16 protein-coding genes are annotated in these 13,153 nt (G+C 64.1%); 10 read left to right on the top strand and 6 right to left on the bottom strand.

Annotated elements, in window-relative coordinates:
- Positions 1-2 precede the first annotated feature (2 nt).
- Genes XH88_RS25180 through XH88_RS25170 form a run of 3 tightly spaced genes read right to left on the bottom strand, consistent with a single transcriptional unit; the run spans position 3 to position 1,237 of the window.
- Complete coding sequence (locus XH88_RS25180; RefSeq protein WP_271670945.1) at positions 3-416, bottom strand: GFA family protein; 414 nt, start codon at positions 414-416, stop codon at positions 3-5.
- A gap of 12 nt (positions 417-428) precedes the next feature.
- Positions 429-905, bottom strand: coding sequence for an SRPBCC family protein (locus tag XH88_RS25175; RefSeq protein ID WP_271670944.1), 477 nt, complete (start codon positions 903-905; stop codon positions 429-431).
- On the bottom strand, positions 902-1,237 hold the full coding sequence (locus tag XH88_RS25170) for an ArsR/SmtB family transcription factor (RefSeq protein ID WP_271670943.1): 336 nt from the start codon (positions 1,235-1,237) through the stop codon (positions 902-904). Before XH88_RS25170 ends, XH88_RS25175 begins: the two co-directional genes overlap by 4 nt.
- Before the next feature lie 110 nt (positions 1,238-1,347).
- Here XH88_RS25170 and XH88_RS25165 point away from each other — a divergent pair, with 110 nt between their 5' ends.
- The 10 genes from XH88_RS25165 to XH88_RS25120 all read left to right on the top strand — a co-directional run bounded on the left by XH88_RS25165 (position 1,348) and on the right by XH88_RS25120 (position 10,647).
- Positions 1,348-2,031 (top strand): TetR/AcrR family transcriptional regulator, encoded by a 684-nt coding sequence (locus XH88_RS25165; RefSeq protein ID WP_442868466.1) that lies wholly within the window; start codon positions 1,348-1,350, stop codon positions 2,029-2,031.
- Positions 2,028-2,816 carry an HlyD family secretion protein gene (locus XH88_RS25160; RefSeq protein ID WP_271670942.1) on the top strand — a complete coding sequence of 263 codons (789 nt, stop codon included), beginning with the start codon at positions 2,028-2,030 and terminating at the stop codon, positions 2,814-2,816. Before XH88_RS25165 ends, XH88_RS25160 begins: the two co-directional genes overlap by 4 nt.
- Positions 2,813-3,742 (top strand): ABC transporter ATP-binding protein, encoded by a 930-nt coding sequence (locus tag XH88_RS25155; RefSeq protein ID WP_271670941.1) that lies wholly within the window; start codon positions 2,813-2,815, stop codon positions 3,740-3,742. Before XH88_RS25160 ends, XH88_RS25155 begins: the two co-directional genes overlap by 4 nt.
- Entirely contained in the window at positions 3,739-4,902 is a 1,164-nt protein-coding gene (locus XH88_RS25150) for an ABC transporter permease (RefSeq protein WP_271670940.1), read from the top strand. The genes XH88_RS25155 and XH88_RS25150 overlap by 4 nt, the downstream gene beginning before the upstream one ends.
- Before the next feature lie 30 nt (positions 4,903-4,932).
- Positions 4,933-6,240: an adenylate/guanylate cyclase domain-containing protein gene (locus XH88_RS25145; protein ID WP_271670939.1), complete on the top strand. Its 1,308-nt coding sequence runs from the start codon at positions 4,933-4,935 to the stop codon at positions 6,238-6,240.
- 114 nt (positions 6,241-6,354) lie between these two features.
- Positions 6,355-6,555, top strand: coding sequence for a hypothetical protein (locus tag XH88_RS25140; protein WP_271670938.1), 201 nt, complete (start codon positions 6,355-6,357; stop codon positions 6,553-6,555).
- Between the two features lie 119 nt (positions 6,556-6,674).
- Positions 6,675-7,403, top strand: coding sequence for a GntR family transcriptional regulator (locus tag XH88_RS25135; protein ID WP_271670937.1), 729 nt, complete (start codon positions 6,675-6,677; stop codon positions 7,401-7,403).
- A 49-nt stretch (positions 7,404-7,452) separates the two neighbouring features.
- Positions 7,453-8,697, top strand: a complete 1,245-nt coding sequence (locus XH88_RS25130) for an MFS transporter (protein ID WP_271670936.1) — start codon at positions 7,453-7,455, stop codon at positions 8,695-8,697.
- A 22-nt stretch (positions 8,698-8,719) separates the two neighbouring features.
- Positions 8,720-9,613: an amidohydrolase family protein gene (locus XH88_RS25125; RefSeq protein WP_271670935.1), complete on the top strand. Its 894-nt coding sequence runs from the start codon at positions 8,720-8,722 to the stop codon at positions 9,611-9,613.
- A gap of 119 nt (positions 9,614-9,732) precedes the next feature.
- On the top strand, positions 9,733-10,647 hold the full coding sequence (locus tag XH88_RS25120) for a PhzF family phenazine biosynthesis protein (RefSeq protein ID WP_271670934.1): 915 nt from the start codon (positions 9,733-9,735) through the stop codon (positions 10,645-10,647).
- Between the two features lie 102 nt (positions 10,648-10,749).
- Here XH88_RS25120 and XH88_RS25115 read toward each other — a convergent pair whose 3' ends face one another.
- From XH88_RS25115 to XH88_RS25105, 3 genes are all read right to left on the bottom strand, one after another.
- Positions 10,750-11,211 carry a DUF488 domain-containing protein gene (locus XH88_RS25115; protein ID WP_271670933.1) on the bottom strand — a complete coding sequence of 154 codons (462 nt, stop codon included), beginning with the start codon at positions 11,209-11,211 and terminating at the stop codon, positions 10,750-10,752.
- A gap of 4 nt (positions 11,212-11,215) precedes the next feature.
- The gene (locus XH88_RS25110) at positions 11,216-12,052 is read right to left on the bottom strand and encodes a DUF72 domain-containing protein (RefSeq protein ID WP_271670932.1); all 837 of its coding nucleotides are present in this window, start codon (positions 12,050-12,052) and stop codon (positions 11,216-11,218) included.
- A 70-nt stretch (positions 12,053-12,122) separates the two neighbouring features.
- On the bottom strand, positions 12,123-13,061 hold the full coding sequence (locus XH88_RS25105; protein WP_271670931.1) for a LysR family transcriptional regulator: 939 nt from the start codon (positions 13,059-13,061) through the stop codon (positions 12,123-12,125).
- Positions 13,062-13,153 lie beyond the last annotated feature (92 nt).

Raw genomic sequence — 13,153 nt, 5'->3', positions numbered from 1 at the left:
CCTCAGCCTGGAGGCATCGTCTCGAATCTGGTCAGGCCGGATTCGAGATGGTCCCAGTCATGCCCGCGCACGGCGTAGGTGACGACCTTCGGCTTGTAGCGGGCGGGCTCGTCGAGGCTCGCGGCGCGGATGGTGAAGATATCGGGCATTGCCTTGAAGGTCATGTAAACCGCCACGCCGCACTCAGGGCAGAAGGCGCGCGTCTTCACGTTGCCGCTGTCGCCGACCATGTCCCACTTCTTGGCGTCGCCGGTCACGGCGACGCCGGCGCGGGCGAAGGTGGCGTAGGAGCCGTGGCCGGTGCCGCTTTCGCGCTGACAGTCCCGGCACTGGCAGTGATTGCTGAACAGCGGTTCGCCGGCGATCGAATAGCGGATCGCGCCGCAGGCGCAGCCGCCGGTATAGGGCTTGTCCATCGTGCTCACTCCTTAAATGTTTTCGCCACTGATCTCGTCGAGCTGCCGAACGACCTTCTTCCAGCCGCCGCTCATGCCGGTGTAGGCGGTCTCGTTCCTCGGCAATACGAAGCCGGCATGAACCAGCTGGATGCGCGTGCCGGCTTCGACCGGGGTGAGGGACCAGGTCACGACGGTGTCGAGCGGCGCGCCATAACCGGTGTTGCGCGCATCGCCGCCCTTCCAGGCGTAGACGAGCCGCCGGTGCGTCACGACCTCCAGGACACGGCAATGGATGACGCCATCCCAGTGACCGCCCGGTGTGGTTTGGAACGTGAAAGCTTTGCCTTCGACAGCCTCGAAGCCGGTCGGCTTCATCAGCCAGCGCGCGATCAGCTGCGCGCTGGTCAGCACCTTCCAGATTGTCTCGGGCGTGTGAGGGAAGACCTCGTCGATGACGATGTCCCGCATGTTTTCGTGGGTCTCGGTTTGCAACGCGGCTGCACTCACGGGTCGATCTCCTTCAAGAGGTCACGCAGATTCTGGAAGCGCTCGCGCCAGAACACGCCGTAATGGTCCATCCAGCTGACCAGCGGTTCGAGTCCTTGCGGGGCGGCGCGGTAATAGACGTTGCGGCCCTCGGCGCGCTCGGCGACGAGGCCGGCCTGCTTCAACGATTTCAGGTGCTGCGAGATCGCGCCCTGCGTCACGCCGCTTCCGCGTGTCAGTTCAGCGACGCTGATTTCCTTGCTGTCGAACACGCGCTCGAACACAGCGCGCCGGGTCGGATCGGCGAGAGCGCGCATCACGGCGGTGACGGGATGTGGAGCGGTTTCGATCATGCCAATCAATTAGCAGTGGCTAATTCATTAGTCAACGCTAATTTATCTGCTCCTGACCAAGATCGGAATCCGTGCTTGACGATGACTGACTAGTCAGTCATAAATATAGAATGACAGAGAAGCCCATCACAGCGGCTGCAGCCAAGGCAGCAAGTCTGAAGCCCGAGCGCGGTGGGGACGCCGCTCCGGGGTCGAACCGTGCAATGCGCGCCGCGGAGCGACGCGCCGCGATCGTGGAGGCGGCGATGGAGGAATTCATCGCGCGCGGCTTTGCCGCGACGCGGCTCGACGACATTGCCAAGCGCGCAGGCGTCGCGAAGGGCACGATCTACCTGCACTTCAAGGACAAGGAATCCATGTTCGAGGAGCTGGTGCGCACCGTGATCGTGCCCGTGGTGGCGCGGCTCAACGCCTTGCCGCCGCCGACGGGCTCGGTGCGGGACCTCATCGAAAGCTTTGCGGGCAATTTTCTGAAAGAGGTGATCGGTACACGGCGCGGCGATCTCGTTCGCCTGATCGTGGCGGAAGGGCCGCGCTTCCCCTCGGTGGCCGACTTCTACTACCGCGAGGTCGTCTCGCGCGGGATGGCCGGCATGCGCGCACTGATCGAACTCGGCATTGCCCGCGGCGAGATCCACCAGACGAATCTTGCGCGCTATCCGCAGATCCTGGTCGCGCCGGCGATCATCGCGGTGATCTGGCAGAGCCTGTTTGCGCGGCACGCGCCGCTCGATGCGCAGGAGATGCTGCGCGTCCATCTTGATCTGATCTTTGGCGAACGGAGGACGACATGACGTCGTCGCAAAGGATATTTGGAATCCTACTGGCCGTCGCGCTTGCAACCGGCCTCGCCGGTTGCAAGGAGAAGCGCGATCCCGGCTTCCAGGGCTGGGTCGAGGCCGACATGATCTTCGTCAGTCCCGACGAGGCCGGCCGTGTCACGAAGCTCAATGTCCGCGAGGGCGACGAGGTCAAGGTCGGCGAAGCCCTCTATTCCGTCGATGACGATCTCCAACTCGCCGATCTCAACCAGAATAAGGCGACGCTGGCAAATGCGCAGCAGACCTATGATCGTGCGGCTTCGCTGAGCAAGACCGGCGCCGGCACGCAGGCCAATCTCGATTCCGCCGTCTCCGCCTTGCGCGTTGCCGAGGCGCGGGTGGCGACCTCGGAGACGCGGCTGGCGCGGCGCAAGGGCTTTGCGCCTGTTGCCGGCACCATCCAGCAAATCTATTTCCGCGAAGGCGAGATGGTCGCGGCGCAGCGGCCGGTGCTCTCGATCATGCCGCCCGGTAACATGAAGCTGCGCTTCTTCGTGCCGGAAACGGAGCTGCCGAAATTGTCGATCGGCGACGAGGTGCGGGTTGCCTGCGATAGTTGTGCGGCCGATCTGACCGCAAAAATCTATTTCATCGCGACATCGGCCGAATACACCCCGCCGGTGATCTACAGCCTCGAGGAGCGTAACAAGCTCGTCTACCTGATCCAGGCGCGCCCGTCGCGGCCCGATGCCTTGCGGGTGGGGCAGCCGATCGATGTCTATCTCAATCCGAAGACACCGGTGGCGGACAAGCGATGAACGCCGACGACGACATCGCGATCGACGTCAAGGGCCTGAGCAAATCGTTCGGCGGCCGCGAGGTCGTGCACGATCTGTCGATGCAGGTGAAGCGCGGTTCGATCTACGGCTTCCTCGGGCCGAACGGCTCGGGCAAGACCACGACCATCCGTATCCTCTGCGGCCTGCTGACGCCCGACAGCGGCGAGGGTACCTGCCTCGGCTACGACATCTTGCGCGACGCCGAGAAGATCAAGCGCCAGGTCGGCTACATGACCCAGCGCTTCAGCCTCTATCAGGACCTGTCCGTGCGGGAGAACCTCGAATTCGTTGCGCGGCTCTATGGCCTCGCTGATGCGCGCGGGGCCGCGCAAGACATGATTAAGCGGCTCGGGCTCTCGGGGCGCGAGGGGCAGCTTGCCGGCGAGCTTTCCGGGGGCTGGAAGCAGCGGCTGGCGCTCGGGGCCTGCACGCTGCCCAATCCAAAACTGTTGCTGCTGGACGAGCCGACCGCCGGTGTCGATCCCAAGGCGCGGCGCGATTTCTGGAACGAGATCCATGCGCTCGCAGCTGAAGGGCTTACGGTACTGGTTTCGACCCACTACATGGACGAGGCCGAGCGCTGTCACGAGATCGCCTATATCGCTTACGGCCATCTGCTCGCGCGGGGCACCGTCGACGAGGTGATCGCGAAATCTGCCTTGACGACGTACACTGTCACCGGCGAATTGGGTGGGCTCGCGGCCGAGCTCGAGCATAAGGCGGGCGTCGATATGGTGGCCCCGTTCGGCACCTCGCTGCATGTTTCCGGCCGGGATGCTGCGGCGCTCGAAGCCAGCATCGCGCCTTGGCGCGAGAAAAGCGGCCTGCACTGGCAGAAGTCGCATCCGTCGCTGGAAGACGTCTTCATTGAATTGATGAATCGCTCGAGGGACAATTTCCAATGAGCACCATCCGCGCAACCGGCCCCGTATCGGAGATCCGCGACCGCTTCGGCTTCTTGCGCCGCTCCTATGCCATGATGGCGAAGGAGTTCATTCAGCTTCGGCGGGACCGCGTCTCGTTTGCGATGATCGTCGCAATCCCGGTGATGCAGCTGCTCTTGTTCGGCTATGCCATCAACACCACGCCGCACCACCTGCCGAGCGCGGTGCTGCTGCAGGAGGACTCCGATCTCGCCCGCTCGGTCCTGAAGGCGCTGGAGAATACCGCCTATTTCCGCTTCGTCTACGAAGTGCACGACGTTGAGGATTTCGACAATCTGCTGAAGTCCGGCAAGGTGCTGTTCGGCGTCGAGATCCCGCGCGGCTTCGAACGGGCGGTGCGGCGCGGCGACAAGCCGGCTCTGCTGGTCGCGGCGGACGCGACCGATCCGGTGGCCGCAAGCTCGGCGCTCGGCTCGCTCGGGATGATCGTGCAGACCGCGCTTCAGCATGATCTTTATATCGGCGATCCGCCGGCATTGCCGTTCGAGATCCGGGCGCATGCGCGCTATAATCCGGCTGCGGAGTCGCGGATCAACATCGTGCCGGGCCTGGTCGGCACCATCCTCACCATGACGATGCTGATCTTCACGGCCCTGTCGGTGACGCGCGAGATTGAGCGCGGCACCATGGAGAGCCTGTTGTCGATGCCGATCAAGCCGGTCGAGGTGATGCTCGGCAAGATCGTTCCCTACATCCTGGTCGGCTTTATCCAGGCCTTCCTGATCATCAATATCGGCGTGTTCCTGTTCGGCGTTCCGGTGCTCGGCAATCTGCTCCTGCTGGCGGCGCTCTCGACGCTCTTCATCGCCACAAATCTCGCGATTGGCTACACGTTCTCCACCATCGCCCAGAACCAACTGCAGGCGATTCAGATGTCGTTCATGTTCTTCCTGCCGAGCCTCCTGTTGTCCGGCTTCATGTTCCCGTTCGCGGGCATGCCGGCCTGGGCCCAATATCTCGGCGAATGCCTACCGCTGACACACTATTTGCGGATCGTTCGCGCCATCATGCTGAAGGGCGCGTCCATGCCGAATCTGCGCTTTGACGCCGCAGCCCTCGCCATCCTGATGCTGGTCGCCATGACCATCGCCGTGACACGCTTCCGCCGCACGCTGGATTGAGGCAGACTGCCCCTGACACGAGGGGGTGAAATGGTCAGCTTTGCAGGCGGGAAAGCCCGGCAGAAGGCCGTCCTGTCGGAGGACTTTGAGCGCGAGCTGACGCGCGAAGTGCTGCGCACCGAGCTGCTGCGGGTGCGGGCGCTGATCGCGACCGGCTTGGTCATGATCGTCCTGCTCACCACAACCTTCGTGATCGATCCTGCCATCGTGAACCGGATCTGGCACGGGACCCGGGGCATGGCCCGGGAATACGCCCTCGTGGCAGGCTTCCTGCTCTTCGAGGCTTGGGTCCACGGCCAGATCAGGCGAAACCTCAGGCTTGATCGCGACCTGCCGGTCATCAGGCGCTATATCGGTGCATGCATCGAAACATCGCTGCCGACGCTGATCCTGATCCTGCAGATCCGCAGTATGGGGGCGAGCCAGGCGCTCGGCTTCGTGTTGCCGCTGGTCTATTTTATCTTCGTCATTCTTTCGACGCTGCGGCTCGATTTCTGGCTATCCGCCTTCACGGGATTTGTTGCTGCCGTCGAACTGCTGGCTGTCGCGCTGTATTACAATTCGGTCAGCGACACTGGCGAACCCCTGATCTACTTCCACGCGGTGCGTAGCACCGTCATCCTGGTCTGTGGCGTGCTCGCGGGTTCGGTCGGCGCGCAGCTGCGGCGGCAGTTTGCCGCGAGCATCGCAGCGGCCACCGCACGCGATCGGGTGACCAATCTGTTCGGCCAGCACGTCTCGCCACAGGTCGTCGAGCGGCTGATGGCGGAGGGCACCAGCGTCGCCGGTGATGTCAGGCGCGTCGCCGTGATGTTCGTCGATTTCCGCGGCTTCACCGCAGGCGCCCAGACGCGCACGCCGCAGGAGGTGGTCGACCGGCTCGACGGCGCGTTCGCGGTGCTGGTCGATATTCTCGACCGCCACGGCGGCATCGTGAACAAGTTTCTCGGCGACGGCTTTCTTGCGCTGTTCGGTGCCCCGCTCGAAGCATCCGATGCCGCGCACCGCGCAGTCGCCGCAGGCCGCGAGATGCTGACCGCGATGGATCGCATCAATGCGCAAACGAGCTGGCCGCTCAGGATCGGCATCGGCATCCATTTCGGCGAGGTCGTCGCCGGCAATATCGGCTCGCCGCGGCGCAAGGAATACACTGTCATCGGCGACACCGTGAACTTTGCCTCGCGCCTGGAGGCGCTGAACAAGGAGTTCGGCTCGCAGCTTCTCATCTCCGCGTCCGTGCGCGAGGCGGTGGGCGAGGACGGTGGGGATGCGGTCGCGCTCGGCGAGGTCGCCGTGCGCGGTTACGAGCAGCCGGTCGCCGTGTTTCAGCTGGGATAAGGCACTGCTCGCATTTCTTTGAAGGCGCGCGCTGAAATATGTCGGCCCGCTCTCCGCTCTTGCATTCAGGAGGCCGAAACTCCTCGGCTTCCTGATGTCACGCGGAGAAAATCCATGACCCGATTGACCTTCGTCTCAGCCGCCTTGATCGCCGCTTCCGTCTATCAAACCCAGTCAGCTGCCGCTCGCGACGTTGCGCCTGCGCGCCGCGCCTCGGCTCACGCCACGGCGGATTGCGTCAGGGCGCCGGCAGAGGGCGCCTATGCCTCGGTGCCCTACAAGGAGCCGCCCTGCATGCCGAAGACCACGAACTGAATCTCGTGACGCGGCGAGGTCGGACTGGCGAAGACGGTCAGACCGACCTCGCTCCCTCTTTCGCTCTGGTATTTTGGTAGCGCTTGACTCCAGATTCATCTAGTCATCTATATGACTATATGAATTCGGTTCATGACGACCGCCTGCCACGCTACCAGCGCCTGCGCGACGATCTCGCCGCGCGGATCAACCGCAATGAATGGCGCCCGGGCGATCCGATCCCGTCGGAAGCCGAGCTTGGCATCCATTACGGCGTCGCGATTGGCACCGTGCGCAAGGCGATCGACCAGCTCGTTGCGGACGCTGTGCTGGAGCGGCAGCAGGGCCGCGGCACTTTCGTGCGTCGCGCGCGCTTCAACTCGTCACTGTTCCGGTTCTTTCGCTTCCAGTCCGAGAGCGGCGAGCGGCGCGTGCCGAAGAGCCGCATCCTCAGGCGCAAGAGCGTGCCGGCGACCTCAGCCGTGGCATCGGCGCTGCGCATTCCCGTCGGCGAGCCCGTGATCAGCCTGTCGCGCCTGCGATTGATCGACGATGTGGCGCTGCTGGCCGAAGAGATCTGGCTGCAGCAATCGCGCTTCGCGAAAATTCTCGAGATCGACACCGCCGAGTTCGGCGACTTGCTGTATCCGCTCTACGAGGAGCGCTGCGGCGAGGTGGTCGTCTCCGCCGAGGAAATCCTGACGGTCGAAACCGCGAGCGAGATGCAGGCGCGGCTGCTGCGGCTGGAGGCTCAGGCACCGCTGATCGTGATCGAGCGCCTTGCGTTCGATCTGGAGCGACAGCCGATCGAATGGCGCCGCTCGCGCGGGCCGGCGGATCGCTTCCGCTACCACGCCGAGATTCGATAACGGCGGGCTTCAACGTAATCAAACAACAATGCGTACAGGGGTAGGAAACATGTCGAACTGGTACCGTGAGAGCTCGCTGCTGGAGCGGCGCACGTTCTGGGCAAGCTTTGGCGGCTGGGCGCTGGATGCCCTCGACGTCCAGATGTTCGGCCTTGCCATCCCCGCGTTGATCGCGGCCTTTGGCATCAGCAAGGCCGACGCCGGCTTGCTCGGATCGGTCACGCTGTTCTTCGGTGCGTTCGGCGGCTGGCTCGGTGGCGCGCTCGGCGACCGCTTTGGCCGCGTCAAGGCGCTCCAGATCACGGTGGCCACATTCGCACTCGCGACTTTCGCCTGCGCGTTCGCGATGACCTACACCCAGCTTCTGGTGCTCAAGGCCATTCAGGGCCTCGGCTTCGGCGCGGAATGGGCCTGCGGCGCGGTGCTGATGGCCGAGATCATCCGTCCCCAACATCGCGGCAAGGCGCTCGGCTCGGTGCAGAGCGCCTGGGCCGTCGGCTGGGGCGCGGCGGTGCTGCTGTCAGCGCTGGTCTTTACCTATGCGCAGGCGGACGTCGCCTGGCGGATACTGTTCGCAATCGGCTTGTTGCCGGCGCTGCTCATCATCTTCATCCGCCGCGGGCTGAAGGAGCCGCCGCGCGCCGTTGCGAAGGAGGCGGAGGCGCCGTTCCTCGCCACGCTCTCCGGCATCTTCCATCGCGACGTACTGCGCTCGACGCTGGTCGGCGGTCTCTTCGGCATCGGTGCCCATGGCGGCTATGCTGCGCTGACGACGTTCCTGCCGACATTCCTGCGCGAGGTGCGGCACCTCTCGGTGCTCGGCTCCAGCTTCTATCTCGCCGTCATCATCATCGCCTTCTTCTGCGGCTGCGTCGCGAGCGGTTTCATCAGCGACCGGGTCGGGCGCAGGGCCAATGTCGCGTTCTTTGCCGCGGCCTGCATCGCCACCGTGCTGGTCTATATTTTCGTGCCACTGACCAATGGCCAGATGCTGGTGCTCGGATTTCCGCTCGGCTTCTTCTCGGCCGGAATTCCCGCGAGCATGGCCGCTTTATTCAGTGAACTCTATCCCGCCGGCGTGCGCGGCACCGGTGTGGGCTTTTGCTACAATTTCGGCCGTGTCGTCTCCGCCGCGTTTCCCTTCCTGGTCGGCTTCCTCAGCGATCACATCGGCCTCGGCCCGGCGATCGGCATCGACGCCGCCTTCGCCTATTCGCTGGTGCTGATCGCGGTACTGCTGCTGCCGGAGACCCGCGGCAAGGTGTTCGAGCAGACGGCGGCAACGCGCGCCTGACGAGAGATGAGGAGCAACGACCATGACATTGCCCCCGCTCGGCCTGACGCGCCGACAATTTGGTGCGGGTCTCGCATCGCTCGCAACAGTCGTCGCAAGCACAGCCAGGAGTGAGGCGGCCTTGCCTGCTATCGACACCCATGCCCACGTCTTTCATCGCGGATTGAAGCTTGCGCCGGGGCGGCGTTATGCACCGGACTACGACGCGCCACTGTCGCTCTATCTCGAGCAGCTCGACCGCAACGCCATGACCAATGGCGTGCTGGTGCAGCCGAGCTTCCTCGGCACCGACAATTCCTATCTGGTCGATTGCCTGAAGCAGGCCGGCGGCCGCCTGCGCGGCATCGCGGTCGTCGATCCGGCTGTCTCCACGGATGAGCTGCGCGCGCTTGATCGCGTCGGCATCGTCGGCATTCGCCTGAATCTGGTCGGCCAACCCTTGCCCGATCTCGCGGCGAGCGAATGGAAGGGATTGCTCGGATACGTCAAGGCGATGGGCTGGCAGGTCGAGATCCAGCGCAACGCCGCCGATGTCGCAACGCTCGTGCCGCAACTGCTCGATCGCGGCGTCACCGTCGTGCTTGATCACTATGCGTTGCCGGATCCGAGGCTCGGCGTCGCGGATCCCGGTTTTCAGTCGGTGCTGAAATTCGGTGTGACGCGGAACGTATGGGTCAAGATCTCGGCGCCGTATCGCAACCGTCCGGCCGGCGAGAGTTTTGCCAAGGAGGCCTATCCGCTGCTGCGCAACGCCTATGGACTCGATCGTCTGCTCTGGGGCAGCGACTGGCCGCACACGCAGTTCGAGACAACGCAGACTTACGCCAAGAACCGGCAATTCCTCGACACGCTCATCGCCGACGCGCGCGAGTGCGCGCAAGTGCTGGCCGCGCCGCGGCCGCTCTTTCGTTTCTGACGGGGTTCGATGATTGCTCCGATTGCACCGAATTTTGGGGCATGACGGGCGATGTTGCGTCCTCGTAGAGTGCTGCGCGAGGCGGCCGGTCGCGGCCGCCATTTGCGTGAGGAAATGCCATGCAGCGCCGCTATGTCACCGTCGACGTGTTCACCGACCGCGCCTTCGGCGGCAACCAGCTCGCCGTGGTGCTCGACGCCGGCGGGCTCTCCACGCAGCAGATGCAGGCGATCGCAACCGAGTTCAATTATTCCGAGACGACGTTCGTGCTGCCGCCGCGCGACAAGGCCAACGACGCCGAGGTGCGCATCTTCACGCCGGTGCTGGAAATTGCCTTTGCCGGCCATCCCAATGTCGGCACCGCCTTCGTGCTGGCCTCGATGGCAAAAGAGCCGAAGCCGCGCCTGATGTTCGAGGAGAAGGCAGGCCTCGTGCCGGTCGAGATCGTGCGCGAGCAGGGCCGGGTGATCAGAACCGAGCTCACTGCGCCGCAGCCGCTGGTGCGATATGCGCCGCTGTCTCCGGCGGAGGCCGCGAGCTGCATTTCGCTCAGTGCGGATGACATCAGGACCGATAACCACCCGCCACATGTCGTCACCGTCGGAAACGCGTTCCTCGTGATGGAGCTGCATTCACGCGAGGCACTGAAGCGGGCGCGGCCCGATGCTGCGGCCTATAGCAGGATATTGCCGCGGGACGGCGCCCGCTCCGTGTGGTTCTACACACGCGACGTATCTTTGGCCGAAGCGCCGTGCGAGCGTCAGGCGCGCATGTTCATGCGCGGCGCCAGCGGCCTCACCGAGGATCCCGCCACCGGCAGCGCCACGGTCGCAGCCGCCGCGCTGTTCGCCGACCTCGATCCTGTCAGGGACGGCGAGCTGAAGCTTACCGTCGGCCAGGGCTTTGACATGGGCCGGCCCAGCATCCTCAAGACCCGCGTCGTCAAGCAGGACGGCAAGATCGTCTCCGCCCATGTCGGTGGTGCCAGCGTGCAGATGATGGAGGGGACGTTCAGGCTGGCGGGGGAGGGGTAAGCCATCATTCCGGGGGCGCGCGTACCCGGAATCCATCGGGCCTCGGAGACGGTAGATGCATGGATTCCGGGCTCGCGACTTCGTCGCGCCACGGAATGACGCTCAGAGTATTCGCCCAGCCAGATTCTTCACCGCCACGCCATCGCGCTCCTCGATGATTTCAGCGATCATCCGGCGATGGCAGTGGCTGTGGTCGCGCTCGTAGCAGAGCAGGCAGACGGGGCCAGCCTTCTTCACCAGCGCCGAGAGCTCGTCCATCTGCTCTCTCGCTTCCGGCGTCTTCAGATGCTTCGAGAAAACCTTCTCCAGCACATCGTACTGGCCGCTGCGCGCCGCGAGCCGACCTTCCCTGGGCGTGCCGAGGCCAGCGAGATGGACATAGGCGATGCCGCGCTCGTCGAGCCCCGCGGCGAGCTGCTTCTTGGAAAAGCCCGGCCGCCGCGACGACGTCACCGCGCGTACATCGACCAGGAGCTTGACGCCGGCCTGCTCAAGCTCATCCAGCACGGACTTGGGCGGCGTCTGCTCATAGCCGATGGTGAAGAGCTTCTTCGCCTTGGCCATCGGTTTAACTCACCCGCGCGATCAGTTCCATGGCGCCATGCGGTGCGCGCACCTTGCCCTCGTGAATGACGTAGGCGAACACGTCGCGTGGTTCCTTCTTCGGCTTGCTCTTGTCAACTTTCGGCAGGTCGTCGGGTTCACCGCCGGCGGCCCAGGCCTGAAAGCGCGCGGCCCAGGCGTCGAGCTGCTTCGGCGGATAGCAGGTCTTGATCTCGTCATTGCCCTTCTGCAGCCGCGCGTAGACGAAATCGCCGGCAACGTCGGCGATGGCAGGATATTTGCCGTGCTCGGCGAACACGACAGGCGTTTCGAACTCGCGGATCATCGTGATGAAATCAGGCGTGCAGAAACTGTCGTGGCGCACTTCGACCACGTGGCGCAGCGCGCGGCCCTCGAGCTTGCGTGGCAGCAGCTCCAGGAACTTGCCGAAATCGGCACCGTCGAATTTCTTGGTCGGCGCGAACTGCCACAGCACGGGCCCGAGATGATCGCCGAGTTCCAGCACGCCGGAATCATAGAACCGCTTGATGGAATCCCCGGCCTCCGCGAGCACGCGGCGGTTGGTGGCAAAGCGCGGCCCCTTCACCGAGAACACGAAACCATCAGGCACTTCGCTCGCCCATTTGCGAAAACTCTCCGGCTTCTGCGAGCCGTAATAGGTGCCGTTGATCTCGATCGAGGTCAGCTTCGAGGCCGCGTAGGACAGCTCCTTCGCCTGCGTCAGCTTTTCCGGATAGAACACGCCGCGCCAGGGCTCGAAGGTCCAGCCGCCGATGCCGATGAAGATGTTGCCGGATTTTTTGGACACGGTTTTTGCTTTGGCCACAGGAGGATCTCGCATCGACGGGAGCGGGAGGGCAGCATCCTAGTCAAACCGGAAGTGATTGGCCAGTTGCGACTCCCCTGAACCATCAATAGCACGCCGACATCAAGCCGAGCTTCGGATAGAGACGGTCAATCGCGGCGATCTCGATTTTCATCTGCGCGATGATCCAGTCCCGGATCTCGGCGGCGACGGGGCGCATCGGCCGGTTGCGCGGCGGCAGAAATTCGCAGATGCGGCGCGTCGTGGCGAGCGTGTCGGAGGCGGGCACCAGCGCCCCGGTTAGGAGCCAATGAGAGGCCACGGTCAGCCAGCCGAGCGCAATGCCCTGGCCGAGCAGCGCGGCCTGCACCACGACGGCATAATCGGTGAAGCTCAGCGCCTTGGCCGCGCCGCGGCGCCCGGTAAGGAGCGAGGCGTAATCCGCGGCCCAGTCGCCGGGCGTCTCGGCGAGACGGATGATGGTGTTGCCTTCCGTGGCGTCGGTCTCGTCGAGATAAGTAGGGCTGCACATCGGCAGCATCACTTCCTTCATCACCAATGTGCCGCCCGAGGACGGCTCGTCGCGATCACGAAAGCGCATGCCGAGATCGACATTCTCCACTGGGCCGCGCAGCGCGCCGGAGATGAGCTGGAAGCGCAAATCGACTTGAGGAAATTGCTTCTGCAGCTTGTCGATGCGCGGCATCAGCCAGTGCGTGGTGAAGGCGGAGGAGACCGACAGCGTCACGGTCTCGGTGCCCCTGCGACGCCGCTCGATCTCGATGAGGCCGGTCTCGATGCTGCGAAAGCCCTCGAGCACGCGGCGATAGAGCAATTCGCCTTCGTCGGTGAGCACCGCGCGTCCCGCCTTGCGGTCGAACAGGCGCACGCCGAGATGCTCCTCGAATTGCCCGAGCATGCGGCTCACTGCCGGCTGCGTGACATTCAATTCGGCGGCGGCTGCCGTGAAGCTGCCATTGCGCGCCGCTGCGTCGAAGACGAACAGGGCGTTACTTGAGGGCAGCATCCGGCGCAGCTCGGGCATAACGCCATGTTATGAGCGCAGTGAGAATTTGGCAATTGCCGGCTTTCGCCAAGTCTGGTGTCATTGCCATTACAGCCTGAAGACAGGGCTTG

The sequence above is a fragment of the Bradyrhizobium sp. CCBAU 51627 genome (assembly GCF_028128765.1).
In the GTDB taxonomy this organism is placed as follows: Bacteria; Pseudomonadota; Alphaproteobacteria; order Rhizobiales; family Xanthobacteraceae; genus Bradyrhizobium.
This window is presented reverse-complemented; position numbering and strand designations above follow the sequence as displayed.